Source organism: Marinomonas sp. A3A, from assembly GCF_018336955.1.
In the GTDB taxonomy this organism is placed as follows: domain Bacteria; phylum Pseudomonadota; class Gammaproteobacteria; order Pseudomonadales; family Marinomonadaceae; genus Marinomonas; species Marinomonas lutimaris.
This window is the reverse complement of the sequence record NZ_CP025532.1, coordinates 2,528,243-2,552,123: the sequence shown is the minus strand read 5'-3', so window position 1 is coordinate 2,552,123 and position 23,881 is coordinate 2,528,243. Positions and strand designations below refer to the sequence as shown.

28 protein-coding genes are annotated in these 23,881 nt (G+C 42.1%); 20 read left to right on the top strand and 8 right to left on the bottom strand.

Annotation, left to right across the window (positions count from 1 at the left end):
• Positions 1–92: 92 nt before the first annotated feature.
• Positions 93–1,058, bottom strand: a complete 966-nt coding sequence (gene cysK / locus CYL31_RS11970; protein ID WP_212915468.1) for a cysteine synthase A — start codon at positions 1,056–1,058, stop codon at positions 93–95.
• 264 nt (positions 1,059–1,322) lie between these two features.
• Here cysK and hrpA point away from each other — a divergent pair, with 264 nt between their 5' ends.
• The 3 genes from hrpA (at position 1,323) to CYL31_RS11955 (ending at position 7,201) form a co-directional block, all read left to right on the top strand.
• Positions 1,323–5,198, top strand: a complete 3,876-nt coding sequence (gene hrpA, locus CYL31_RS11965) for an ATP-dependent RNA helicase HrpA (protein ID WP_212915467.1) — start codon at positions 1,323–1,325, stop codon at positions 5,196–5,198.
• Between the two features lie 69 nt (positions 5,199–5,267).
• The gene (locus tag CYL31_RS11960) at positions 5,268–6,158 is read left to right on the top strand and encodes an MlaA family lipoprotein (RefSeq protein WP_212915466.1); all 891 of its coding nucleotides are present in this window, start codon (positions 5,268–5,270) and stop codon (positions 6,156–6,158) included.
• 14 nt (positions 6,159–6,172) lie between these two features.
• Positions 6,173–7,201, top strand: a complete 1,029-nt coding sequence (locus CYL31_RS11955) for a GGDEF domain-containing protein (protein ID WP_249411569.1) — start codon at positions 6,173–6,175, stop codon at positions 7,199–7,201.
• Positions 7,202–7,207: 6 nt separating this feature from the next.
• Here CYL31_RS11955 and CYL31_RS11950 read toward each other — a convergent pair whose 3' ends face one another.
• The 4 genes from CYL31_RS11950 to dusA form a co-directional block, all read right to left on the bottom strand.
• Positions 7,208–8,332, bottom strand: a complete 1,125-nt coding sequence (locus tag CYL31_RS11950; RefSeq protein WP_212915465.1) for a PQQ-dependent sugar dehydrogenase — start codon at positions 8,330–8,332, stop codon at positions 7,208–7,210.
• Positions 8,333–8,539: 207 nt separating this feature from the next.
• The gene (locus CYL31_RS11945) at positions 8,540–9,070 is read right to left on the bottom strand and encodes a sugar O-acetyltransferase (RefSeq protein WP_212915464.1); all 531 of its coding nucleotides are present in this window, start codon (positions 9,068–9,070) and stop codon (positions 8,540–8,542) included.
• A gap of 85 nt (positions 9,071–9,155) precedes the next feature.
• A complete protein-coding gene (gene tal / locus CYL31_RS11940) occupies positions 9,156–10,106 on the bottom strand; it encodes a transaldolase (RefSeq protein WP_212915463.1) in 951 nt (316 codons plus the stop codon).
• Between the two features lie 7 nt (positions 10,107–10,113).
• Complete coding sequence (gene dusA / locus CYL31_RS11935; RefSeq protein ID WP_212915462.1) at positions 10,114–11,139, bottom strand: tRNA dihydrouridine(20/20a) synthase DusA; 1,026 nt, start codon at positions 11,137–11,139, stop codon at positions 10,114–10,116.
• 184 nt (positions 11,140–11,323) lie between these two features.
• Here dusA and CYL31_RS11930 point away from each other — a divergent pair, with 184 nt between their 5' ends.
• The 11 genes from CYL31_RS11930 to CYL31_RS11880 all read left to right on the top strand — a co-directional run bounded on the left by CYL31_RS11930 (position 11,324) and on the right by CYL31_RS11880 (position 20,041).
• Entirely contained in the window at positions 11,324–11,803 is a 480-nt protein-coding gene (locus tag CYL31_RS11930; RefSeq protein ID WP_349304770.1) for a Rha family transcriptional regulator, read from the top strand.
• A 136-nt stretch (positions 11,804–11,939) separates the two neighbouring features.
• Positions 11,940–12,302 carry a hypothetical protein gene (locus tag CYL31_RS11925; RefSeq protein ID WP_212915461.1) on the top strand — a complete coding sequence of 121 codons (363 nt, stop codon included), beginning with the start codon at positions 11,940–11,942 and terminating at the stop codon, positions 12,300–12,302.
• A gap of 285 nt (positions 12,303–12,587) precedes the next feature.
• Positions 12,588–13,256: a hypothetical protein gene (locus CYL31_RS11920; RefSeq protein WP_212915460.1), complete on the top strand. Its 669-nt coding sequence runs from the start codon at positions 12,588–12,590 to the stop codon at positions 13,254–13,256.
• 235 nt (positions 13,257–13,491) lie between these two features.
• Positions 13,492–14,343 carry a hypothetical protein gene (locus CYL31_RS11915; protein WP_212915459.1) on the top strand — a complete coding sequence of 284 codons (852 nt, stop codon included), beginning with the start codon at positions 13,492–13,494 and terminating at the stop codon, positions 14,341–14,343.
• Positions 14,344–14,522: 179 nt separating this feature from the next.
• Positions 14,523–14,915 carry a phage tail protein gene (locus tag CYL31_RS11910; protein WP_212915458.1) on the top strand — a complete coding sequence of 131 codons (393 nt, stop codon included), beginning with the start codon at positions 14,523–14,525 and terminating at the stop codon, positions 14,913–14,915.
• The gene (locus tag CYL31_RS11905) at positions 14,899–15,108 is read left to right on the top strand and encodes a tail protein X (protein ID WP_137169409.1); all 210 of its coding nucleotides are present in this window, start codon (positions 14,899–14,901) and stop codon (positions 15,106–15,108) included. The genes CYL31_RS11910 and CYL31_RS11905 overlap by 17 nt, the downstream gene beginning before the upstream one ends.
• A 32-nt stretch (positions 15,109–15,140) precedes the next feature.
• Positions 15,141–16,121, top strand: a complete 981-nt coding sequence (locus tag CYL31_RS11900) for a contractile injection system protein, VgrG/Pvc8 family (RefSeq protein WP_249411566.1) — start codon at positions 15,141–15,143, stop codon at positions 16,119–16,121.
• A gap of 71 nt (positions 16,122–16,192) precedes the next feature.
• Complete coding sequence (locus CYL31_RS11895; RefSeq protein WP_212915456.1) at positions 16,193–17,053, top strand: BRCT domain-containing protein; 861 nt, start codon at positions 16,193–16,195, stop codon at positions 17,051–17,053.
• A gap of 93 nt (positions 17,054–17,146) precedes the next feature.
• On the top strand, positions 17,147–18,259 hold the full coding sequence (locus CYL31_RS11890) for a GTP pyrophosphokinase (protein ID WP_212915455.1): 1,113 nt from the start codon (positions 17,147–17,149) through the stop codon (positions 18,257–18,259).
• Positions 18,260–18,620: 361 nt separating this feature from the next.
• A complete protein-coding gene (locus CYL31_RS11885) occupies positions 18,621–19,220 on the top strand; it encodes an antA/AntB antirepressor family protein (protein WP_212915454.1) in 600 nt (199 codons plus the stop codon).
• 146 nt (positions 19,221–19,366) lie between these two features.
• The gene (locus tag CYL31_RS11880) at positions 19,367–20,041 is read left to right on the top strand and encodes a hypothetical protein (protein ID WP_212915453.1); all 675 of its coding nucleotides are present in this window, start codon (positions 19,367–19,369) and stop codon (positions 20,039–20,041) included.
• Positions 20,042–20,211: 170 nt separating this feature from the next.
• On the opposite strand, the gene CYL31_RS11875 is transcribed toward CYL31_RS11880, so the two are convergent.
• A complete protein-coding gene (locus tag CYL31_RS11875; RefSeq protein ID WP_212915452.1) occupies positions 20,212–20,361 on the bottom strand; it encodes a hypothetical protein in 150 nt (49 codons plus the stop codon).
• 490 nt (positions 20,362–20,851) lie between these two features.
• On the opposite strand from CYL31_RS11875, the gene CYL31_RS11870 reads away from it, so the two are divergent.
• From CYL31_RS11870 to CYL31_RS11845, 6 genes are all read left to right on the top strand, one after another.
• Complete coding sequence (locus tag CYL31_RS11870; RefSeq protein ID WP_212915451.1) at positions 20,852–21,100, top strand: hypothetical protein; 249 nt, start codon at positions 20,852–20,854, stop codon at positions 21,098–21,100.
• 65 nt (positions 21,101–21,165) lie between these two features.
• A complete protein-coding gene (locus CYL31_RS11865) occupies positions 21,166–21,357 on the top strand; it encodes a hypothetical protein (RefSeq protein WP_212915450.1) in 192 nt (63 codons plus the stop codon).
• A 140-nt stretch (positions 21,358–21,497) separates the two neighbouring features.
• Positions 21,498–22,022 (top strand): hypothetical protein, encoded by a 525-nt coding sequence (locus tag CYL31_RS11860; protein ID WP_212915449.1) that lies wholly within the window; start codon positions 21,498–21,500, stop codon positions 22,020–22,022.
• Positions 22,022–22,222 carry a hypothetical protein gene (locus CYL31_RS11855; RefSeq protein ID WP_212915448.1) on the top strand — a complete coding sequence of 67 codons (201 nt, stop codon included), beginning with the start codon at positions 22,022–22,024 and terminating at the stop codon, positions 22,220–22,222. Before CYL31_RS11860 ends, CYL31_RS11855 begins: the two co-directional genes overlap by 1 nt.
• Entirely contained in the window at positions 22,206–22,346 is a 141-nt protein-coding gene (locus tag CYL31_RS11850) for a hypothetical protein (RefSeq protein ID WP_212915447.1), read from the top strand. Before CYL31_RS11855 ends, CYL31_RS11850 begins: the two co-directional genes overlap by 17 nt.
• Positions 22,347–22,516: 170 nt before the next feature.
• Entirely contained in the window at positions 22,517–22,687 is a 171-nt protein-coding gene (locus CYL31_RS11845) for a hypothetical protein (protein ID WP_212915446.1), read from the top strand.
• Between the two features lie 171 nt (positions 22,688–22,858).
• Here CYL31_RS11845 and CYL31_RS11840 read toward each other — a convergent pair whose 3' ends face one another.
• Both CYL31_RS11840 and CYL31_RS11835 read right to left on the bottom strand, forming a co-directional pair.
• Positions 22,859–23,257 (bottom strand): type II toxin-antitoxin system YafO family toxin, encoded by a 399-nt coding sequence (locus CYL31_RS11840; RefSeq protein ID WP_212915445.1) that lies wholly within the window; start codon positions 23,255–23,257, stop codon positions 22,859–22,861.
• Positions 23,258–23,260: 3 nt separating this feature from the next.
• Positions 23,261–23,452 carry a hypothetical protein gene (locus CYL31_RS11835; protein ID WP_212915444.1) on the bottom strand — a complete coding sequence of 64 codons (192 nt, stop codon included), beginning with the start codon at positions 23,450–23,452 and terminating at the stop codon, positions 23,261–23,263.
• Between the last annotated feature and the right edge of the window lie 429 nt (positions 23,453–23,881).

Sequence of the window (23,881 nt, the reverse complement as noted above, 5' to 3'; positions counted from 1 at the left end):
ACCCTCCCCTTGAAAGATATAAGGGGAGGGAAGCGGTTTGCTCCTCCCCCTTACTAAGGGGGAGGTCGGGAGGGGGTTATCAATGTTAATGATTACTGAACCAATTCGTTGTCGGTAAATTCACCTTCAAACAAAGCTGTAGACAAGTAACGCTCGCCCGAATCTGGTAATACGACAACGATTTTCTTGTCTTTAAATTCATCTAGTTTGCTCAAGCGTTCTGCCGCAACAACAGCAGCACCACAAGAGATACCGCATAGAATACCTTCTTCACGCATTAGGCGTTTCGCCATAGCAATGGCGTCTTCGTTAGACACTTGTTCAACGCGGTCTACGATAGAGAGGTCTAGGTTTTTCGGAATGAAACCCGCACCAATGCCTTGAATTTTATGTGGTGATGGCGTTGGTTCTTCACCATTGATTGTTTGAGTGATAACTGGCGAGCTGGTTGGCTCAACCGCGACACTGATAATGGCCTTGCCTTGAGTGTTTTTAATGTAACGGCTGACGCCTGTGATGGTGCCGCCAGTACCAACGCCTGCAACGAAAACATCTATTTCACCATTGGTGTCTTGCCAGATTTCAGGGCCAGTAGTTTTTTCGTGAATTTCTGGGTTAGCTGGGTTTTCGAATTGTTGCAGCAAAACGAAATTTTCGTCTTGGGCAATTTCTTCGGCTTTGGCAATGGCGCCTTTCATGCCCTTTGCAGGTTCAGTTAGAACGATGGTCGCCCCAAGGGCTTTCATGACTTGGCGACGTTCCACACTCATGCTGGATGGCATAGTGATGGTAATCGGGTAACCACGAGACGCAGCAACGAAACACAAGGCGATACCTGTGTTACCGCTGGAAGCTTCAACAATGGATTTACCTTTACTCAGAATGCCTTTCTTTTCTGCATCCCACACCATGTTGGCGCCGATGCGGCATTTTACTGAGAAAGCAGGATTACGAGATTCGAGCTTGGCCCAAATATTTCCATTACCGATACGGTTTAAACGTACAAGAGGCGTATTGCCAATGGTAAGAGAGTTATCTTCAAAGATTTGATGAGACATACCATTTCCTTTTTGTGGTTGATCTGTAGTTAATTGATCTTTAGAGAGTAATAGCAACATCGTATTAGATGCACTGTGAATGTTGTTCACTATAACCCTTAGGTTGGGATTGATGTTAGAATTTACAACTATATAGATAGAGGTTTTCGTACAACCACTTAGCTTCACTTGAGGCTCTGTACCAAAGCATCTAATACAAACGGCGCGTTATTTATTGCCACTATTTTTCCAGCGCCAAGTAAAAAGGATACAAGTTTACCTATCATGCCGACAAATGCCGTAATGACGCGCGATCGTCATCTAATTGATCAAAAACAAGCGCAGCTTAGTAAGCGTCAAAAGGATGGTTTGCCTTTTGATCGTATGCAATCTGAAGTGAATGCGCTTATCGAAAAATCTGAGACTCTGTACCAAGCTCGTTTGTCACGTATGCCAAAGATTACCTACGATGAAAGCTTGCCGGTTGCAGCCCGTGCTGATGAAATCATCAAGGCGATCCAAGAAAACCAAGTGGTGATTATTGCGGGTGAAACAGGCTCTGGTAAAACCACGCAATTGCCTAAAATGTGCTTGCAAGCAGGTCGCGGAATCGCGGGTCTGATTGGTCATACACAACCAAGACGAATTGCTGCGCGCAGCGTGGCAGAGCGTATTAGTGATGAGTTGCAAGTTAACCTTGGCGAACAAGTGGGTTTTCAGGTTCGTTTCAGTGACGAAAGCAACGAAGAAACCCTCATTAAGTTAATGACCGACGGTATTTTATTGGCCGAAATTCAGCAAGATAAGCGCCTGCATAAATACGACACCATTATCATTGACGAAGCCCATGAGCGCAGTTTGAATATCGATTTCTTGCTTGGGTATTTAAAGCAAGTCTTGGCGGTTCGACCGGATCTAAAAGTCATTGTCACCTCGGCGACCATCGACGTTGAACGTTTTTCTGAACATTTTGAAAACGCACCGATTATCGAAGTATCTGGTCGAACGTATCCGGTTGAAATTCGTTATCAGCCTTTGCTAAGTAAATCTGACTCGGAAGAGTTGGATGAAGACCAAAGCATGGAACAAGGTGTTTTAGACGCCGTCGAACTTTTGATAGCGGAAGAGCGCCAATCTGGCTATCGCGGCGCGGGTGATATTTTGGTGTTTTTACCGGGTGAACGAGAAATTCGTGAAACTGCAGAAATCCTTCGTCGTGCCGAATTGCGTGGCACCGAAGTCTTGCCGCTTTATGCTCGGTTGAGTGCGAGCGAGCAGCAACGTATTTTTAAATCTCATTCTGGTCGTCGCATTGTGTTGTCGACCAACGTTGCAGAAACTTCGTTAACTGTACCAGGGATTCGTTATGTGATTGATCCGGGTTTAGCGAGAATCAGCCGCTACAGCGTGCGCTCCAAAGTCCAACAGTTGCCGATTGAAAAAATCAGCCAAGCCAGTGCCAACCAAAGGGCAGGGCGATGTGGTCGTGTGGCGGATGGTATTTGTATTCGTCTGTATGACGAGGAAGATTTTAACAATCGTGCAGAATTTACCGACCCAGAAATTTTCCGTACCAACTTGGCGTCGGTTATTTTGCAGATGGCCAACCTAAAATTGGGGGCGGTTGAAAAATTTCCTTTCGTTGAAATGCCTGAAAAACGCATGATCAATGATGGTTATCGTGCCTTGACGGAACTTGGCGCTTTAAATAAAGAGCGACTGACGCCGATTGGTCGTCAGTTGGCTAAGTTGCCAATTGACCCGAAATTAGGACGAATTTTAATCGCTGCCGAACAGCACAGTGTTCTTAAAGAAGTGGCGATTATTGTCAGTGCCTTGTCTATCCCTGATCCTCGTGAACGTCCGCAAGACAAGAAGACTCAATCTGACCAAGCCCATGCCGTTGATAAAGACGAAGATTCTGATTTCGCAGTGTTCTTGAATTTGTGGGAACGCTTTGAAGAGCAGCGCCAAGCCTTGTCACAAAATCAATTGCGCCAATATTGCCGCAAGCAATTTTTGAATTTCATGCGCATGCGTGAATGGCGAGATATTCATCGACAAATCATGATTGCTTGTAAGCAGCTTGGCTTTAAAGAAGTGCAACACGAAGAGCGCCATTATGAGGCGATTCACCGTTCTTTGTTAGCCGGTATGTTTACGCAAGTCGCCAATAAGATGGAAGACAGCAAGGAGATGCTAGGCTGTCGTTCGCGTAAGTTGGCGATTTTCCCAGGCTCCATGTTATTCAAAAAACCACCGCAATGGATTATGGCCGCAGAGTTGGTCGAGACCAGTAAATTGTATGCGCGAGTCACCGCTCGTATCGATCCTGCTTGGATCGAAGAGTACGCTGCTCCGTTTGTAAAACGTCAATATTTTGACCCGCATTTTGAGCGTAACCAAGGTCGCATCATGGCCCATGAGCAAGTGTCGCTTTATGGCTTGGTGATTGTGGCGAAACGTAGTATTGATTATGGCCACGTGAACCCTGAAGAAGCCCGTGAGATTTTTATTCGCTCTGGGCTGGTGGAAGGAGAACTTCGCACCAAGCAAGCGTTTTATCGTAAAAATAAAGCCCTGATGGAGTCGTTAGAAACCCAAGAAGCCAAGCTGCGCAAGCGCGACATTTTGGTCGACGATGAAACGGTATTTGCCTTCTATAATTCTCGTTTGCCTGACCATGTGCGGAACTTAAAAAGCTTAGAGCATTTCGTTAAAACCTCGCCTGATGCTTTATTGATGACTCGTGAGGATTTGATCAATCAAGATGTCAGTGTCGATGATTTTGCCTTCCCAGATTCCTTTGGATTAAATGGTGTCGCGTTACCAATTGATTATAAATTCGATCCTGGTCAAGAAGCCGATGGCGCGACTCTAAAAGTCCCCGTTGGTTTGTTGCGTCAGTTGAGCTTAGAAGACTTAGGCTGGGCTGTTCCTGGTTTTATCAAAGAGCGTTGCGAAGCCTTACTGCGTGCTTTGCCTAAAGCGTTACGTCGCCGCTTTGTACCAATTCCACAGTTTGTTGATCGCGTATACCCAAACTTGTCGAAAGACAAAGGTGATTTGCTTGAGCAGCTTAGCTTGCAGATTAAGCGCGAAACCTTGATTGATATTCCGCTCAATGAGTGGAACGCCGATAAACTAGATTCACACTTAACATTGAATTTAGAAGTCGTGGACGAGCGCGGTAAGGTGCTTGGTGTCGGTAAAAACCTAGCACAGCTTCAAGCTCAGTTTAGCGACCTAGTTGAAGAAAGTTTTGCTAAGTTTGGTACCAAGCAGCATGAGCAAGAAGGTTTAACGTCTTGGCCAGAGCAGGGCATTCCTGAACGCCAAGAAATCAAACAAGCGGGTATCAAGGTCACGGCTTTTCCTGCTTTGGTAGCGCAAGGCGATCATGTTTCATTGAAGATGTTCGATGATCAAAACACTGCGTTGGAAACCCATCGTAAAGGCGTGATCACCTTGCTTAAACTAACCTTGAGCAAAGAGATGCGTTACCTGCAAAAGAATCTACCGCATCTTAAAGAGTCTATGTTGATTTTTTCACCTTTGGGTCAGAAAGAAACCTTGCTAGATGATTTGCTCAACGCCGTTTTAGATAAAGTGTTCTTGGATGGACGTGCTTTACCTCGTACAAAAACAGACTTTGAAAGCTGTGTGGTAAATAATAAACCGCAATTAGTGAGCGTGGCGAATGATATGGCTGGACAACTTTATCGCGTATTATCGTCTTATCAAGGTGTGGCGAAAAGAATGAAAGGCAGTATTCCATTACCTTGGACACGAGTTTACGGGGATATTAAAGCTCAATTAGAACAGCTTATTTACCCCGGCTTTATTGGCAATACGCCGCTGTTCTGGTTAGGGCAATTGCCACGTTATTTCAAAGGGATTGAAGTGCGGTTGGAACGTTTTCAGAATCATTTGAACAAAGAGAACCACTATGTGTCTGAGTTGGAAGGTCTTTGGCAGACTTACAGTAGACAGAAAAAAGCGCATGACGAAAAAGCCTTGTACGATCCAGAATTGATTAAATATCGCTGGATGCTAGAGGAATACCGTATTTCTTTGTTTGCACAGTCGGTTGGCACGCTAGAGCCTATTTCAGAGAAACGCCTGTCTAAGCAGTGGCAAGAAGTTAAAAAATTGGTTTGATGTAATAGATAAAGTTTTGTTTTTAGTTAGACACTGTGTTTGTAGTCTTACAAGTTAAGGATAGTGAAAATGTTTAAAGCAATAGGCACTTTAATTTTTGGCTCTGTGTTGTTGCTTGTGCAATCTTGCGCACAGGTGCCAGTAGAAACTAAAGAAGACCCATGGGAAGGTTTTAACCGTTCTATGTTTACCTTTAATGATGCTGTTGATGGTGCTGTTTTGAAGCCTATCGCTGAAGGATACAAGGCTGTTACACCGAATCCAGTGCAGAGAGGTGTGAGTAATTTTTTCTCTAACCTTGGTGAGATAGGCAATATAACCAATAACTTATTACAGGGGAAATGGGATGCTACGGCGTCGTCTACCTTTCGTTTCCTGATAAACAGTACCGCAGGTTGGTTTGGACTTTTTGATATTGCCAGTGAATTAGGTCTAAAAAAATACGATGAGGATTTTGGTCAAACTCTTGGTTATTGGGGCGTGTCATCTGGTCCATATTTGGTATTGCCATTTTTTGGACCTTCTACTGTGCGTGATGGTACAGGTTTGGCTGTTAAATATACGTACCTTGATGAAACAAGCATCCTCGACTTAAATGATGATGAGGAGCTTGGGTTGTTGGGTCTAGATGTTGTTGAAACAAGAGCACGTTATCTCAATGCAGAAGGCATGATTGTAGGCGATAGATATAGTTTTATCCGCGATGTGTATTTACAAAATAGAGCTTATGAAGTCTACGACGGTAATCCGCCTAAAAAACAAGCTACCAAAAATATAGATTCAGATGACGATAGCTGGGGTGACGAAACTGAAAACGATAGCTGGGGTGATGAAGCATCTAGTGATAGCTGGGGTGATGAAACTGAAGTTGACAGTTGGGGAGATGACTCTGCCGCAACTACGGAGGAGAGTATGTCGTCAGAGGATGATGTCACAACGGACAGTAGTTGGTCCGAATAATCGAATTAATATGAATGAATAAACGGCTGTCTACATCTCATTGGTTTAATGAAGAGCTTTTTAATGAAGCTCTAGTAAAAGGTTTTTTGCTGGTGATAGGCAGTTCTTGCCTTTTGTTGATAGTGCTTAATGTGATGGCGGAAAAGTACCAAGTCGCTTTCACAGAAGCTATTCTGCTAATGTTAACCGTTTTTATTTGGTTTTGCCCTACACAATGGCGTTATTACAAGTGGCTTGTATTGCTTTATGTGGCATTCATTTTCGCTGGTATTCTTGTAGGAATTAGCACTTCTCCTTTGTATTCGGGTCGACAAGTTTGGGTGCTTATTTTCCCCATGACTTCCTATCTTATGCTCGGTAAGCGTACAGGATTTTGGTTAAGTGGTGTTTGCCTTTGCTTGGTTAGCATCATTCTATTTCTGCGTTTTTATGATGATTTTGGTGAGGGGTTGATTGGTATTGTAGTGAACCTGTTCTTGGCGTATACCTTTTTATGGGGGTTAACTCATGGTGCTGAACGCATTCACAAGAAAATGTTATATGCACTAAAGAAAATAGCCTCTACTGACCCATTAACAAGTTTGGCAAATCGTCGTAACGTTAGTCAAACCTACCAATACCAGCTTCAGCAAGCTTTGAATATGGGCGATGAATTAGCGCTTGTTTTGATTGATTTAGACAACTTCAAAAAAATAAATGATACTCATGGACATGATGTTGGTGATGCTGTGCTGGTGGACTTTGCCGAGCGACTAAGAGAGCATGTTGATGACAACGAGCAGTTGTTTCGTTTAGGTGGAGAAGAGTTTTGTGTGTTTATGCCAGCGGCGCAAAGTAAAGACTGGTCAGTCACGTTTTGCGAGTATGTGCATGATACTGTGTTTGATTTCGCTGACCTCGAAATTCATTATACGATCAGTATTGGTGTGTCTTATAGTCAGGAAGAGAGTGGTGATTTTAAGCATCTGTACAGAATTGCCGACCAACGGCTATATAAAGCAAAAAGCCTTGGTCGGAATTGTGTAGTCTTAACAGATAATTAATGCTCCTTAGCTGGCTTTTTTGAGGTTACTGTCTATCGCAAGTGTGATTTTCAATAGCTTTCCAGAGTCTGTACCAATATACAGCACGCCGGTTGAATCCTGAGCAATCGAACGAAGACGTTCATCTAAATGCTGGAGATAGCGCGTTTCTGTTGTTTCGCCATCCTTATCTATTTTAATTTTGTTCAAATGTCTCAACGCGAGCGCGGTAGATAGAAAATCACCGTTCCAGTTTGAAAATAACATACCTTTGTAACGAATTAAGCTGCTTGGTGCGATAGAAGGAATAAACACCTTGGCGGGGTTGTCTATGCCGTCTTTTGTATTGCCTTCTCCCACATTAACAGGGCCCCAATATTCCTTGCCATAGGACACAATCGGCCATCCGTAGTTAGCACCTGGACGAATTAAGTTAATTTCATCACCGCCTCTTGGGCCATGTTCATTTGACCAGAGAGTATGCGTATCTGTGTCGTAAAAAAGGCCTTGAGGGTTGCGATGTCCATAGCTCCATATTTCATTGCGAATATTGGCATGAGTGACAAAAGGGTTGTCCGCTGGTATACGACCATCCAAGCTTAAACGAATAACACTGCCTGCGTGGTTTGTTAAATCTTGAGCATTTTCACGAACACCACGATCACCAACCGAGAAAAATACATGTTCTTGGTCATCAAAGGCGATACGTCCGCCATAGTGTTTGGTTTCGCTGGTTGCAGAATCTGTGACTAATAAATTATTCCATTCAGTTAACTTATTGCCGACTAATTTTGCTCTGGCCAGCGTGGTTTTTGAACCTTCGTCGGTTGGTTTTGAATAGGTGAAATATAACCAACCTTGTTCTTTAAACTGTGGTGATTTTGCCACGTCCAGCAAACCGCCTTGGCCTCGGTTATCCACTTCTGGTAGGCCTGTCAGTGCTTGTTTTTTGCCTGTGGTTAAATTGATTTTGTAAGCTGCACCTTTTTTGATTGTGACGATAGCTTCTTGATCATTGATTACGGCAATACCCCAAGGTATGCCATCAAATTGAGTGATTTGATCAACGTTTAGTGAATCGTCACCGATGGCATCCGAGGCGCTAGTATTTAGCGCCATAAGGCTAGCTAAAAATATAATCCAAGTTTTCATAGGGCGACCTCTTCTCGCTAATTTCAGTGCAGTATATAGAAAATAGACGTAAGAAGAGGGCTTTGGAAGGCATTTCCTTCACAATTGTCGATTGCTTACCTAGTTGAATGAAGTATTCAGATACGCTCTAATTAAGGCCTTAAAGCGTGTTTTTTGGTGGGATCATGCAAAAAGTAGCTACTTAAACTAACTATCTAAAGTAACTGTCTAAATTGAAGACCCGAAGTAGCGTTCATTGTCGGCCACATTTCGAGTGACTACCGCGTTAGCGGCAATAATCGCGTTATGGCCGATCTCAACACCTGGGAGGATTTTTGCGCCACCGCCAATCCAAACTTTGTTGCCGATAGTAATGGACCGAGCAAAACATTCGCCAGAGGCTCTTAGTTCTGCGTCTCTAGGGTGATCAACCGTATAAAGATGAACACCAGGGCCGATTAAGACATCGTCACCAATATGAATTTTAGCGCTGTCTAAGAAAATACATTGGAAATTAATAAAGACTCGCTCGCCAAGGTGAATTTGCGAACCATAATCACACTGAAAGCCCGGCTCAATCACCACGCTGCCAAACTCGGCAAACAAGCGTGTCACATGGCGAAGGTTACCCTTGCTGGGGTGAGCATTGAATTTGGCACAGGCAAGGCGAGCGGCTTCGCGTCGTAATCTAAGATCAAGATCAATCCCATTGAATGATTCACCTCGAACCATTTTTTCAAATTCTGTTGTCTCGTTCATCTTTTGTTCTTCTTGTGAAAAGTAAAAAACGCGACCTAGGCCGCGTTTTTAGTGTTCATAATACTAGCAAATGCCGTCGTTATGATTAAAGCATAGACGCCAAAGTAACTTCTAATTTACGCTGATCTGCTGCGAAGTTGCGAATGCCTTCAGACAATTTTTCAGTTGCCATTGCGTCTTCGTTCATTGCCCAACGGAATGCCGCTTCTGTGATTGCTGCTGGAGCAGGTTTCACATCCGTAGTTGGAACCAATTTACGCTCAAGTTTACCTTCGTCTTTTTTCAGCTCTTCAAGCAGGTTAGGGCTGATCGTCAAGCGGTCACAACCAGCAAGTTGCTCGATTTCGCCGATGTTACGGAAGCTCGCTCCCATCACAACAGTCTTGTAACCGTGCTGCTTGTAGTAATTGTAGATTTCAGTAACAGAGACTACACCTGGATCTGTTTCTGCAGTGTATTCTTGGCCAGTGGATTTTTTGTACCAATCAAGAATACGGCCAACGAATGGAGAGATCAGGTAAACGCCCGCTTCAGCACAGGCTTGTGCTTGAGCGAAAGAGAACAGCAACGTCAGGTTGCAGTTGATGCCTTCTTTTTCTAGCTCTTCTGCTGCTTTAATACCTTCCCAAGTAGACGCGGCTTTGATCAGAACGCGGTCACGAGACACGCCAGCTTCTTCATAAAGGGCGATCAATTTACGAGCTTTCGCTAGTGTCGCTTCTTTGTCAAAAGACAAACGCGCATCCACTTCAGTTGAAATACGGCCTGGAACATATTTTAGAATTTCAGTACCAATGATCACAGCAAGCTTGTCACCAGCGTCTAGGATTTGCTGGTCTTTGTCGTTGCTTTGCGTTTTTGCCCAAGCAACCGCTTGATCAAGGAAAGGGGCATATTCTGGAATTTGTGCAGCTTTAAGCATCAAAGATGGGTTGGTTGTCGCATCTTGTGGTAAAAAATCTTTGATTGCCGTGATATCACCGGTGTCGGCCACAATGGTCGTGAACTCTTTTAATTGAGATAACTTATTGCTCATTGCTCTTTTATCCTTTGCGTTGATGATTTTTGACCAATTCAATGGCCTCTAATAATACATTTACCTTTGCGTCAGCTTTATGACCATTTTCAGATAGGTAGCGACGGAACTGTTTGCCGCCGGCTTCACCTTGAAAAATACCCAAAATATGTCGGGTTAGATGCATTAAGCGTTCGCCTTCTTTCAGCTTGCGTTCAACATAAGGAACGAAAGCTTCTAGTGCCTCGTAGCGATCATGAACCAAGGCTTGACCGCCAAATAATACTTCGTCGACTTGGCTTAATATCCAAGGGTTATGATAAGCCTCGCGGCCAACCATCACACCATCGACGTGCGCTAATTGTTCTTTGCACTCTTCTAGTGTTTTTATGCCACCGTTTAGAATGATTTCAAGGTCAGGGAAATCTTTCTTCAACTGATGCACATAGTGATATTTTAACGGTGGAACTTCACGGTTCTCTTTTGGACTCAAGCCTTCCAAAATCGCATTGCGGGCATGGACAATAAAAGTCGTCACGCCAGTGGTGGCGACATCGCCGACAAAATCCCGCACCACGCTATAATCTTCTTGGTCGTCTAAACCAATGCGGTGTTTGATCGTCACCGGAATATCGCAGTTATCCTGCATGGCGCGCATGGCATCTTTTACCTTATCAGGGTGAGCCATTAAACAGGCGCCAATTAAACTGTTTTGTACTCTGTCACTTGGGCAACCGACATTAAGATTAACTTCATTAAAGCCCGCTTGCTGCGCCATTTTTGCGCATTTACCCAAGGGTACTGCGTCAGATCCACCTAATTGTAAAGCAATAGGGTGCTCGCACTCATCGTGACGTAAGAATCTTTCAGGATGATTACCTTGCAACAACGCGCCCGTCGTCACCATCTCAGTATAAAGCAGCGTATTCTTGCTAAGTGTTCTAGCGAAAACTCGGTAATCGGACGTAGTCCAATCCATCATGGGTGCAATGGAAAATCGACGATCAAGCTCAGCGCTTGAATTTACTGGGTTAGACCCATTATCTAGTGACATTCTTCTACTATCGAATTAATTCAAAAAAGCGTCGCGACACAAGAGAGCAACTCCCTGCGACTGATGCACAACATTATGTCATAAAATTACAAGATATCTAAGAGACAAGAGGATCTAGTTTTAAACTAATGGGAAAAGAATAGGAAAAATTTCGTAATGCGAAATAGCAGCTGTTTAGGGGGAGATTATAAGCTGCCAAAAATATAGTGCTGAATTTAAAGTGCTCAATTTTGAGCTGATAATAATTGATGTGGAAGTAGGCAAAGGCGCAACTCGCCAAGATCGAGCGTATCGCATCACCCGCGACGGCTTCGTCTTCTTGGCCATGGGCTTCACCGGCACCAAAGCCGCCCAGTTCAAAGAAGCCTACATCAACGCCTTCAACCAAATGGAAAAACAACTCAACGAGCAAAAACACCTTCCCGCCACCACAGACAACCTAGCGCTCGCGGAAAAAGATAAGTACCAACTGCTCAACAACATCGTCAAATCCATGCAGATACAAAGCGACCCCGTCGTCGTTCCATCAAAAGAACTCATCGACCTAATCCAAGCCGTCCGCATGTACCAACAGCAAATAGCACGACTACAAACACCAGACTGGGTAAACGACAACATCACCCGCGTCAAAGACTACGCCCAACGCAACTTTGTAGACTTCTAAGCGACAAGCAACTAAAGCCTGCGAAAGTGGGCTTTAGTTGTTGTTTGGGCTGGTAGGAAACGAGAAAGTCTTTTAGTATCAATGAATGTTTAAACGCGCACATACACTGTTAAGCTATTACTTTTTAAGGATGATTATGAAATATCTTATTTTTTTATTGACCTCATTGCTCTCTTTTACTTCACAAGCAGGTGAAGGAATTGATATTAGTAGTTTTATAGAAAGATCGAAAGCCGAAATAATAAAATCATACCCTAAAATTATAAAAAACAACCTCGTTCTTGTTGACTTAGATGTAAACGTCAAAAGCAAAAAACTAAATGAAAGCTATTTTGAGATTAGCCTAGTAGATAAAGGATCTTTACATTCGGATGAAATATCTAAATATGCTTACGATAGATATATCGTATCTTTTAACATCTTGTCAGGTGACTTAGACGAAGTTATTCAAGGTGGCTGGGGCTCATATCAAGAAATTGGAAATAGTATAATTAAATAGAGATTCAAAGAGTTAAAGTCGTCGTTCCATCAAAAGAACTCATCGACCTAATCCAAGCCGTCCGCATGTACCAACAGCAAATAGCACGACTCCAAACACCAGACTGGATAAACGACAACATCACCCGCGTCAAAGACTACGCCCAACGCAACTTTGTAGACTTCTAAGCGACAAGCAACTAAAGCCTGCGAAAGTGGGCTTTAGTTGTTTTTGAGAAGAGTAAAAGATAATTTAGTTGGATGGGAGTTGTCTTCCGCCTTTTAATTGATTTTCGAGTTGGAATTTATGGAACCTTCAACAATAGGACAAGTAGTTAAAGTAGCAGGTAAGTCATATAATATCATGGTTGAGGCATATCAAAGCCGACATAGAAAACGGGTTGATAATTTTTTTAGATTTGTCGATTTAAGTTATGGACACCTCAAAACGTCGGATGTAGATGAATTGACTCGATATGTAAGCAGCGAAGAAGGACAAGATGTTTTAGCTTCGTTTGCTGACACCATTACTCAAACATCTTGTGAACGTGCCCAGATGGCCTTAGCTATTTTGTATTGTAAAGATAGAGATTTCAGTTTTGATAAAAATGAAACTTATACATTTACCACTGCCATGATTGGAATGAATGATGACCTTTTAAACTTTTTTCTAGAAGTGTGTAAATTGAATAGAGAAAGTGATCAATATGTATATCCGAGAAGTGGTGTAAATAGCAGTAATGCTGATATTTTTATGAATAAAGGTTGGTCAGAAGAAGCAATATTCGTTTATCTAAATGACTTGATTCGACTTAGATTGATTTTACCTGATCCGTTATCACATTCTTCTTCTATGAGTAATGGCAGTGGCTGGGGCGTATGGTTTGGCCTAACTGATCGTAGCTTGAAGATAAATGCTTTGATTCTTAAAGCGACACACTTATTGGAATATCATAGTAGTGATCAAGTCAGGTGAAATCGATAAAGAATTTGGGGTCAGATGAAAAATAGTTTTTCATAAGTGGGCTTTAGTTGTTGTTTTTATTTGGGTAAAGGGATAGGTTTGGGATTGGCTAGAGCTTTTGAAAAATAAAAAAAGCACTTTCAGGAATACTGATTGCAATACACCTTGGGAATAATGCAAGGGAGATTATGGCTGAAAACTACTTTTTTAGTTTTGATTTTATTTGCAGAAATTGGGATGCCCATAGATGTTATATAGTAAGGAGACTTTAGTCTTGTCTTTGTCATATGATGAAATTTTAAGTAAGTGTCAATATCCAATAGTTGGTCAAAATAAAAATAGTAAGAAGTGGGAGGTTATAGGAACTTGTGTTCTTTTGAAAATTGGGGGAAGACATTTCTTTATTACTGCTGCACATGTAATGAATGCGAGACATCATTTATTAGATAAAACCTTATGGCTATGGAACCATGCTGACGAACGAAAAACTACAATTAATGAAGATATAGTCTGTATCCCAGGTGATGATGTTGAACACGGAGCTGACTTTGCAATTATAGAAATTGATATATCTGAATATCAAAACTTGAATTCAAATCAATCACTAGATTTGGATTATGTCTCACTAGATTTAAATGTAGTGGATGATGCCATGGGGTTTTTGATAACAGGATATCCTAGTTCAAAAAATAAGATGCTTGGTAGCGTTAATAATCCCGCTAAGATGTTTTACGTTGTGACTAGAGCTAGCGATTCAGAAGTATTTCCTACAGCCATAACTTTGGAATATGCGAATAAAATGCTTGAAAGCCAAGATGTAACGCTGCCAAAGCCTCAAGGAATGAGTGGTGGGGGGGTATGGAAAATTACTGAGAGTGAAAAGGAGCTAAAGTTAGTTGCTTTATCCGTGGCCTACTTGAAAAATGAAAATAGAGTTATAGCTGTAAAAATAAATTTGGTTTTATCTATGATTAAACATTATTTTCCTAACACTGATTTGGATAAATTAGATCTACCAATTAAAGTAGTAAGTCATGGTTTAGATGCAAAGGTAATGGTGCCGATTTTGCCAAAGAATCTTGGTGCAGATGAAAATTAACCCTTGCCCAAAGGAAAGCCCACAATCGTGGGTTTTGTCTTAGTAGATGCTGGTATAATTTTGGGCTCAGATAAAAAATAACCCTTTAACCTCTTAAAATAACCTAACCAAACACCTCCAAGCCCATCCATGATGGGCTTTTTCGTTTCTGTCCTTCCATTTTTATCTAAGGAGTATTCATGCGTCAGATGATGTCGCTCGGTGGTTTTGTGTTTTCGCTGAGCGAAGGCACGCCATACGAGGGTTTGCAGCGCACTAGCGACGGTGGTTGGGTCGCGGTGGCGCGATATGGCCAAAAGCCCATGAGCCAAAACACGGGCCAACAGTTGGAAAACATCACGGTCACAGGCACGTGGTTTCAAGGCGATGGCATGGCGAATCTCAACGCCTTACGCGCCTTACAAAACCAGCGAGCGCCCTTGGTGCTGGCCGATGGCTACGGCAATAACTTAGGCCAATGGACGATAAAACACTTGCAAGAGAAGCAAGACAAGATCATCGACGACGGCACCGCCTTCGTCCTCGCTTTCACCCTAGAGCTAGAAGAGTACGCCAATGACAACCATCCGTAGCCGCGACGGCGACACCATTTCCAACATTCTGTGGATCGCCCTAAAACGCAACGACGACCAAGCGGAAGAAGCCTTGTTTGAACTCAACCCCGGCTTAGAAGCCTACGGGCCAGTGCTTCCCGCTGGCGTTGTTATTGAAATCCCCACCTTGCCAAACAAAGCAGCCGAGACGGTAACCAACATATGGGACTAGACAATCCATCCAACTACTTGCCAAGAGGGCGCGTGAGCGGAGCAGGCGAGCGCATCATTAATAACCGCCTGACCTCGTGGGAGCGCATCGACGCCGCTGGCACCCAAAGCGACCAACTCACCTTGCACATCGACACCACAGGGCAAACAGGCTTGCCGAAAGAGGGCGCCGTGCTCACGTGGCAAGAAGGCTACGGCGACAACCTGATCGACAAAGGCCAGTTCAAAATCACCCGCATCGTCCCGAAATTGTTTCCGCCCAGCGTCACCATCGTGGCCACCGCCGCGCCGTTTCAGGTAGAAGACAAGACCGGCTTTAAAGAGCGCCGCACACGCACCTTTGAAAACGTCAGCCTTGCCGATCTGTTCCGCCAAGTCGTCACGCCCCACGGATTCAGCCCACGGGTGGCCAAAGAATTTGAAAGCGTCGTCCTCGAACACATGGACCAAACCGACGAAACCGACAGCGCCTTCTTAACCCGTATCGCACGGGAACGGGACGCCATCGCCAAACCCGTCAACGAGCTTTACGTCCTCGCCAAACGGGGCCAAGTGAAAACCATCACAGGGCAAGCCATCCCGCCCGTCGTCGTCGGCGTACCGAGCCAGAACAAACCAAGCGAAGGCCAATTCATCAACTGCCAACTCGACCGACCCAGCCGAAGCGCCATCACCGGCGTCAAAGCCAACTGGACAAACAACAACACAGGGGAAGAACACACCGTACAAGTCGGCACCGCACCCTACAAGAAACTCCGCCAAAGCTACGACAACCCAATCACCGCCCAACAAGCCTGCCAAGACGACCTCATCAAAAGCCAACGTCAAGGCTCCAGCGTCACCCTCGACTTACCAGGCAACCCCAAACTCGTCGCAGAAGGCATCCTCACCCTAAACGACACCTTCCCACCCGAAATGAAAGGCAACTGGTCCATCGACAAAGTCACCGCACGAGGCGACAGCAAAGCAGGGTATAGGTGTTCGGTTGTGGCTAGTGAGGTGGTGCAACGGTAAGTCTTAGTGGTTTCTTTTTCTTTCTCCCTCACATGTGTATATTTCTTGTAAAGACACTAAGGAGGGGTTCAATGGATACGGTTAGTTATTACTGTTTAGATCGAAATAGAAAAAAGGCTGTAATCTCACTAAAAGGAATACTTCAAGGAATAGCGGCTGATCAGCAGTTAAACGAAGTCGAAGTATTGTTTTTGGATGTGTGGCTAAAATCACAAGAGCATCTAAGAGACGATCCTGACGCGATTGACCTTATTGATGCGGTGGATGATATTCTTGCCGATGGCATTGTCACTGAAGAAGAAATCGAAGACCTAAAATGCCTAGTGAACGACATTGTAGAGTTTAAAGACTTTCCTAGGCAAAAAGACATTGATCGTGTAAATGAGTTTTTAGGCATTCTATCTGGCGTTGTTGCTGATGATGTTCTGAACTACGAAGAAATGTCATTACTAATCGAATGGCTAAATGCCAATGATGATTTATTCGATTCTTTTCCAATCAACTTAGTTGTGAAGCAACTCGATCAACTTAATAATTCTGTCACAGAGCAGTCGTCTCCAGATGACTTGTTAAATTTCCTTAAACAAGTATCAGGCGCTAAATTCAGCGAAACAGGCAGCGCCGACGTTCACCCGTTATCTTTTATTGAAGACACGTTAGACGCTATGACACATCATAATTCAACAATTTGTGTCTCTGGAGAGTTTGATTTTGGCAGTCGTGATGATGTTAAAGAAGTCGCGGAGGCAAGAGGTTATAGAGTTTGCGGATCAATCAGCAAGAAAACAGACTATTTGATTTTTGGTTCTAAGGTTTCTCCTAATTGGGGATCGTCTAACTTTGGTGGCAAGATTGAAAAGGCGGTAAAACTACGCCTTGAAGGTCACCCTATTAAAATTGTTTCAGAAAACCAATGGTTGGTTTTTTTATGAGAGCTATAAGCTTAAGGTTAGATGGAATATTATGCTATTTTTCATCTAACCCATAAATTTCAATGTTTTATTCAATAGCAAAATGGATTGATCATGAATGAAGATAATAAAGAAAAAAGGATAAAATCAATTTTGAGTGATTATGAGGCTCAGAAAAAAAAATTTGATAGATTTGAGGAATGCTTAGTTCAACTTGTTCGACGTATTGTTGAGTCTTCAAATGTTATTCCTCATGATATAACTTCTCGTAGAAAGGGGCGTGAAAGCTTTTTAAAGAAGTTGAAAAAGCCAGGAAAGGTTTACACTGAATTGAGTGATATTACTGATATTGTTGGGGTTCGAATAACAACATATTTTGAAAGTGATGTTGATGAAATAAAAAATCTCATTGAAAAAGAGTTTGAGGTTGATGAAGAAAGATCAATTGATAAAAAAAGGCTTTATGATCCCGATAGATTTGGCTATATGTCACTACATTATATAATTGGACTTAAAAAAGATCGACTCCAACATGTTGAATATAGTTCATTTGATGGAATGAAAGCCGAAATTCAGATTAGATCTATACTCCAACATACTTGGGCTGAAATTGAACACGACCTTGGTTATAAAAGTAAATATGTAATACCTATTTATCTTAAGAGACGCTTTTCACAACTATCTAGTCTATTGGAGCTAGCGGACAGAGAATTCTTACAAATAAAAAAAGGTATTGAAAAATATGAAGAAGATGTTTTGGCGTTATTGACTGAGGATAAAAGTAAAATAAATGTAGATAAAAATTCTATTTCAATAATTACTGAACATGATGAGAATATTATTTCGATTGATAAGAGAATTTGTGCTTTAACAAATGCTAACCTAGCTATTAACCATGATTACTCTGAAACAGTTGCGAATATGTTACTTTGGTTAGGGATTAATAGAGTTTCTGAGCTCTACATGCACATTGATGTATATAAAAATAATATTACTCTTTTTGCTGAAAATTGGATTAGTCAAAAAAACTATAAAGAATTTAATTATGGTATATCATTGATGTATATTTGTTATATGATTTTGGCTGAGCAGGGGGATGAAGATAAAATAAATGAGTTTGCTAAGTGTTTCTCTCTTGGAAAGCACGTTGGTAATTTTGGGGAATACTTGATTGAACATTATAGTGTAGTATGTTCAAGAATTGAAAGTGATGAAGTTTTTCGTTAAGAACTTACTATGTTTATTTTTTAGTTTTTCTGAAATAAAAAGTAGAGTCCACTTAAGATAAGAATAATGATGTTTTTACAAAATATAAAATTGACCTTGCTAGCATCTTGATCTAACATTCTTCTTGTACTGGCAAAATCCAGTGCCGGGATTGATACCCCGTTCTAACCGTAGCGGCCTAAAACACGCACCGCGTGTTTTTTTGTGGCCGGAATCCGCCTGTTATGGTGGGTCTTTGTTTGGGCTAGCTTCGGCTAGGCCGTTCCTACGGGCGGTAGTATCAACCTGAATTTAGACTCACCACCTTAATAAGATTGATACCTTGTTTTGGTGGACTTAATTTGACCGTAGGAGGCCATAGATGGCTATGCAACTTATTACACTTCACACTCGCTTTATCAACGAGCAAACCATCGATACCGTAAACGCTCGTGATCTTCACACCTTTCTTGAACTAGGCCGCGATTTTTCAAATTGGATAAAAGCTCGCATTAATCGATATGGCTTTATTGAAGGTGAAGACTTTATGTGCGTTGAAAATTTGAGCTCGCCAAAACGGGCGAGCGCAAAATCTAGGACGCAAAAAGTAAAAGAGTATTTCATCACCCTAGACATGGCAAAAGAACTGGCCATGGTCGAACGCAACGACAAGGGCAAACAAGCCCGCCGCTACTTCATCGACTGCGAAAAGCAACTTCACGAGCAAAAACACCTTCCCGCCACCACAACCGACAAAACCAGCTTCCAAGAAACAGAAAAGTACCAACTCCTCAACGACATGATCAAATCCCTGAAACTGGAAAGCAACCCCGTCGTCATCCCCTCTAAAGAACTCGTCGACCTAATCCAAGCCGTCCGCATGTACCAAACCCAAATCGCCCAACTCCGCACACCAGACTGGGTAAACGACAACATCACCCGCGTCAAAGACCTCGCCCAACGTAACTTCACAGACTTTTAAACGACAGGCACAAAAAAGCCCACCGATGTGGGCTTTAGTTGTTGTTTTTCATAGGTTAAAAAGATAACTTTAGTTTGGGGGGGATGGAATTGGCCATCTTTTTAAGTGCAGATGTACTTATTCAAATTATTTGCTGAGGGTGTTTTTTGATTCCTATTATTTCCATTGTAATCGGTGCTTTTCTAGGTTCGATCATAAGCTTTGTTTCATTTAGATATAAAGAAAGAAAAGCTGTCCATAGCAAGCTTAACCAATCCCTGTTTGGTCTTCTTTCAGTTTGGAATGAAATTTCCGCATCTAGTTTTCTACTCTCTGAAGAATATGTTGATGCATATATTTCTGGTATAAAAAGGAAATTGCCAAATGAAGTGATACCAGAAGGCTTTAAGTCCGACATGTCTATATACCTTCTTAAACTAATGCCAATTAATAATAGGAATGAGCTATATGGAAAATACAATATGTCTGTTGATGACCTATCAATGATAGACCCATTGTTAGCATTCGAGCTTTCAAATAATACTTTTTTAGTTGGATTTTTAAAAAAAATCAACGAACACTCTTTTGGTGATCCGAATTCTGATGATCCAAATTTTGTTGCATTTAAAAGCAGTTTTACTAACCTTGCTTATAAAGAGTCATTAGAGGTGTTTGAAAAAGACTTAGTGACTCTTTCTAAGCGAGTCAATAAAAAGACGATGAATGGTGTTAAGCGAAAAATTGCTGAGAGGCACCAGCGAATGGGAAAGATTTCTGACAAAGATATGGATGATATGGTTGCTCAGATTTTTGATCCTGTTCTAAAGAAGATAAGCTCTTAGAGAAATATCTGTGAGTTTTGCGTTAGATGAAAATTAGCAATGTTTCATCTGACGCAATTCTTAAAGTCTTATGAGCACTTATTAGCCCATATCGCATCCACAAACTCTGGATGATCGATAAAGGGGCTACGGTTCCCCTTCAGTTCTTTCACTCGGTGGTAACAGTATCATTATACTGATGATGCTAAAGCCTCTTTAAGCTCATCTTGTAACTGCTCTAATCGCTCTGCTACGACGTGCTGATTGGCTTCTGGTATCGCTGAGATATCAGCAAGGGAAATGCATTCTAGATCGGTGAGAAGTTGCTGTAATTGTTCCATAGTGTCTCCTTGATGTTGGATTCGTCCATTCCTTGAACGTATTTAATCATTACATATCACAAGGGTATTTTGTATCGAAATGGTATAAAAAAGAGAGGGATTTTTTTGTGAATGCTAAAAAAATGCTAAAAAGAAAATTAATGATATTTAATTTATTGAAAGTAATAGAGTTTTTTTAAAGTAGTTCCAGTCCATCATGGGCGCGATGGAAAATCGACGATCAAGCTCAGCGCTTGAATTTACTGGGTTAGACCCATTATCTAGTGACATTCTTCTACTATCGAATTAATTCAAAAAAGCGTCGCAACATAAGAGAGCAACTCCCTGCGACTGATGCACAACATTATGTCATAAAATTACAAGATATCTAAGAGACAAGAGGATCTAGTTTTAAACTAATGGAAAAAGAATAGGAAAAATTTCGTAATGCGAAATAGCAGCTGTTTAGGGGGAGATTATAAGCTGCCAAAAATATAGTGCTGAATTTAAAGTGCTCAATTTTGAGCTGATAATAATTGATGTGGAAGTAGGCAAAGGCGCAACTCGCCAAGATCGAGCGTATCGCTTCACCGGCACCAAAGCCGCCCAGTTCAAAGAAGCCTACATCAACGCCTTCAATCAAATGGAAAAACAACTCAACGAGCAAAAACGCCTTCCTGCCGATACAGTCGCGCTGGAAGCCGAGAGCTATTCCCTCCAAGGTAAGTGTAACTCATCAATAACATCGTTACCTCCATGAAACTGGAAAGCAACCCCGTCGTCACCCCCTCTAAAGAACTCGTCGACCTAATCCAAGCCGTCCGCATGTGCCAAACCCAAATCGCCCAGCTCCGCACACCCGACTGGGTAAACGACAACATCGACCACATCAAAGAATACGTCAACCGCACCTTCCTAGACGACTGGCCAATGTCCAATTACAAGCAACAAGCACAAAAAAGCCCACTGATGGGCTTTCGTCTTTTTTTACACTTTTTGTACTGGTTAGGGCGTTAAAAACGTTTTAGTATCAATGAGCAATATGGCTTTTATCACAAATGATATTCATGTGATGAATGTATGAGCTCGATTACTGACTATTATTTTGTAATGTTTGGGGTTTATGCGCTATAGGAATAATTATCAAGGAGGTGAAAGTGTTAGCTACACATTTAGATGCAGAAAGAAGATATTCGATAATCCGAAAAGAAGCATTAGCGGCTGCTACAGAAATAGTCCAAGGTAGCGGTAAAGAATCAATGATGTTATCTGAAATAGATGACCAGGCGTTAGATGCTTTCAGGTTTTGGACAAAGTCGAGAACCAGAGTAAAAGATTGGGATTGGATTGAAGGGTATAATAGTTTTCGTTTCCGTTATCCAAAGCGATTTGAAATTGCACTTTGGGATAAAAGTAATCTCATTGGCTTATCTATGGGAAGGCCAACTTACCAAGGGACTGCACTAAGGCTGGATGTAGTCGAAGCAGCTCCGTCAGATCTTGGTGATCGCCCAAGTATTTTTGATTCCGTTTTGGTTGCTTATGGTATCTATGCACGTTTGCTCAATGCAAAACAAATAAGAATCATGCATCCTGTTAATAACGAGGTTATATCCTACTACGAGAAGTTTGGTTATAGATATGTATCAGGTGGTGATTATTTATGTAGGGAGATCCTGTAATGGCTTATGAATGTAATGATATAGACAAGGCGAGAAGGGAAAAACGAGACCGTTCAGGATGGACGCTCGAAGAGATTAAAGAAAATGCAAAAAAGGAATTTAAAAAATATCAGGAGATATCAAAGGATGAACCATCTGATTTAGTATCCGGTGATATGGATAAGATAATTCGTGGAGAAGATGATGAAAACGATAAATAATAGTAAGCCATTATCCGAAGATGAAAAACAGAAAAAGCCATTGTCTGGAGAGGTCTCGCCACAAGATGCCTTTACAAAAGCTAGACAATTTGCTGCACAAGAAAAAGCCAAGCTTAAAAAATAAGTATGGTTTTCAGGGTTTGAAGTAGATGAAATTGGCAACTAACCTTCATCTACTTCAAACAACTACACGAGCAAAAACACCTTCCCGCCACCACGCCCAACACGGCAACCCTCGAAACCAGATTCCAAGAAACAGAAAAGTACCAAGTCCTCAACGATGTAGTGAAAGCCATGAAACTGGAAAGTGACCCTGTGGTTATCCCTTCAAAAGAGATCGTAGACATGGTTCATGCCATCCGCATGTACCAAACCCAAATCGCCCAACTACGCACACCAGACTGGGTAAACGACAACATCACCCGCATGAAAGACTACGCCCAACGCAACTTCACAGACTTTTAATTGATAAATCGTTTTTAAGTGCTTGAATGACCGCCTCCTCATTTTTGAGGGGGCGGTCATTGTCATTCTTTATTTGATTATTTAACGCGCTCAATTTTGAGCTGGTTGAATATGAGGACGGAAAAGGGGAGTTACGCCCTTTTGATCGCATTATCGGCGGTATGTATAGGATTAGATTTCTCTTCTAAAGGCTTCGGCTTCGCGGCCAATCTGTTCCATCAAAGGCATGTCTTCTTGTTTTTCGTGGGCTGGCGGATCAAGAATAGCAATCAGTAGATAGTGATTTTCATTGAAATAGCCAGGGCAATAGATAAGACACTTGTCGCTTGTACGCGCTTGCTGATTACGGATTTTTGGCCATTTAGTGAAGTGAATCGGTAGGTGGGCTAGATGTATATGCCAGACATTCTCTTCTTTGCAAATCGTGGGGCGGTTATTGTCACCGTCTCTACCAAAATGCAGGGGAGGAATACCTGTTTCTTTATACAGGGCAAAGTCTTTGGCTAAGTCGCTTATATCTGGGTGATCAGTAAGGAAAGAGCTAACACTGACTTGTATTTGAGAGGACATTTATTAGATAACACGAACCCAGCCAGACGTTGTTTTGTCTTTCATGGCAGCTTCAAGACCTTCGCGTGAGACTTTTTCAAGCCCAGCAATATCATAATGCTTCATTTCTTTAGCATCTTTGCTAGCTTGTTTAGCCTTGTTATGACGAGATAAAGACATCGGAGTGGATGGCTTATACTCTGCTACGGTATTCATGGTTTCACCTAAAAATGTAAAATAATATTACAGCCGTATTTATAGCTAAGTTTGACAAGATCGTCAAACTTATAACGTGATCAAATGTTAACCAAATAATGATTTTCTGAGTGAATGCGTGATCACTGATTTGTTTGTAAGGCTCTTCTTAACTCATCTTGTAGCGCTTCTAAACGCTCTGCTACGTCGTGCTGATTGGCTTCAGGTGTCGCTGAAATATCAGCAAGGGAAAAAATACATTCTAGATCGGTGAGAAGTGGCTGTCAGTGTTCTCAGGTGGTTTTGGAATGTAATATCTTGTTGCAAGCCAATTTTCAGTTTAAGAAATGAGTATGCATTTGTGTCAGTGTTTCTCTTCCCAATTTCATTTTTCCTCAAACAAACACCTAATATCCAGTAAATATGCAAGCTTGTCGTTTGGGGTTTTAT

Excerpts from the sequence above, each read along its gene's own strand:
- hrpA (WP_212915467.1), top strand. The coding sequence starts at position 1,323 with ATGCCGACAAATGCCGTAATGACGCGCGATCGTCATCTAATTGATCAA.
- cysK (WP_212915468.1), bottom strand. The coding sequence starts at position 1,058 with ATGTCTCATCAAATCTTTGAAGATAACTCTCTTACCATTGGCAATACG.
- CYL31_RS11885 (WP_212915454.1), top strand. The coding sequence starts at position 18,621 with ATGGCTATGCAACTTATTACACTTCACACTCGCTTTATCAACGAGCAA.
- CYL31_RS11895 (WP_212915456.1), top strand. The coding sequence starts at position 16,193 with ATGGATACGGTTAGTTATTACTGTTTAGATCGAAATAGAAAAAAGGCT.
- CYL31_RS11920 (WP_212915460.1), top strand. The coding sequence starts at position 12,588 with ATGGAACCTTCAACAATAGGACAAGTAGTTAAAGTAGCAGGTAAGTCA.
- CYL31_RS11905 (WP_137169409.1), top strand. The coding sequence starts at position 14,899 with ATGACAACCATCCGTAGCCGCGACGGCGACACCATTTCCAACATTCTG.
- CYL31_RS11950 (WP_212915465.1), bottom strand. The coding sequence starts at position 8,332 with ATGAAAACTTGGATTATATTTTTAGCTAGCCTTATGGCGCTAAATACT.
- CYL31_RS11960 (WP_212915466.1), top strand. The coding sequence starts at position 5,268 with ATGTTTAAAGCAATAGGCACTTTAATTTTTGGCTCTGTGTTGTTGCTT.
- CYL31_RS11855 (WP_212915448.1), top strand. The coding sequence starts at position 22,022 with ATGGCTTATGAATGTAATGATATAGACAAGGCGAGAAGGGAAAAACGA.
- CYL31_RS11875 (WP_212915452.1), bottom strand. The coding sequence starts at position 20,361 with ATGGAACAATTACAGCAACTTCTCACCGATCTAGAATGCATTTCCCTT.
- CYL31_RS11915 (WP_212915459.1), top strand. The coding sequence starts at position 13,492 with ATGTTATATAGTAAGGAGACTTTAGTCTTGTCTTTGTCATATGATGAA.
- dusA (WP_212915462.1), bottom strand. The coding sequence starts at position 11,139 with ATGTCACTAGATAATGGGTCTAACCCAGTAAATTCAAGCGCTGAGCTT.
- CYL31_RS11845 (WP_212915446.1), top strand. The coding sequence starts at position 22,517 with ATGAAACTGGAAAGTGACCCTGTGGTTATCCCTTCAAAAGAGATCGTA.
- CYL31_RS11955 (WP_249411569.1), top strand. The coding sequence starts at position 6,173 with ATGAATAAACGGCTGTCTACATCTCATTGGTTTAATGAAGAGCTTTTT.
- CYL31_RS11835 (WP_212915444.1), bottom strand. The coding sequence starts at position 23,452 with ATGAATACCGTAGCAGAGTATAAGCCATCCACTCCGATGTCTTTATCT.
- CYL31_RS11945 (WP_212915464.1), bottom strand. The coding sequence starts at position 9,070 with ATGAACGAGACAACAGAATTTGAAAAAATGGTTCGAGGTGAATCATTC.
- CYL31_RS11850 (WP_212915447.1), top strand. The coding sequence starts at position 22,206 with ATGAAAACGATAAATAATAGTAAGCCATTATCCGAAGATGAAAAACAG.
- CYL31_RS11910 (WP_212915458.1), top strand. The coding sequence starts at position 14,523 with ATGCGTCAGATGATGTCGCTCGGTGGTTTTGTGTTTTCGCTGAGCGAA.
- CYL31_RS11925 (WP_212915461.1), top strand. The coding sequence starts at position 11,940 with ATGAAATATCTTATTTTTTTATTGACCTCATTGCTCTCTTTTACTTCA.
- CYL31_RS11840 (WP_212915445.1), bottom strand. The coding sequence starts at position 23,257 with ATGTCCTCTCAAATACAAGTCAGTGTTAGCTCTTTCCTTACTGATCAC.
- CYL31_RS11865 (WP_212915450.1), top strand. The coding sequence starts at position 21,166 with ATGTGCCAAACCCAAATCGCCCAGCTCCGCACACCCGACTGGGTAAAC.
- CYL31_RS11890 (WP_212915455.1), top strand. The coding sequence starts at position 17,147 with ATGAATGAAGATAATAAAGAAAAAAGGATAAAATCAATTTTGAGTGAT.
- tal (WP_212915463.1), bottom strand. The coding sequence starts at position 10,106 with ATGAGCAATAAGTTATCTCAATTAAAAGAGTTCACGACCATTGTGGCC.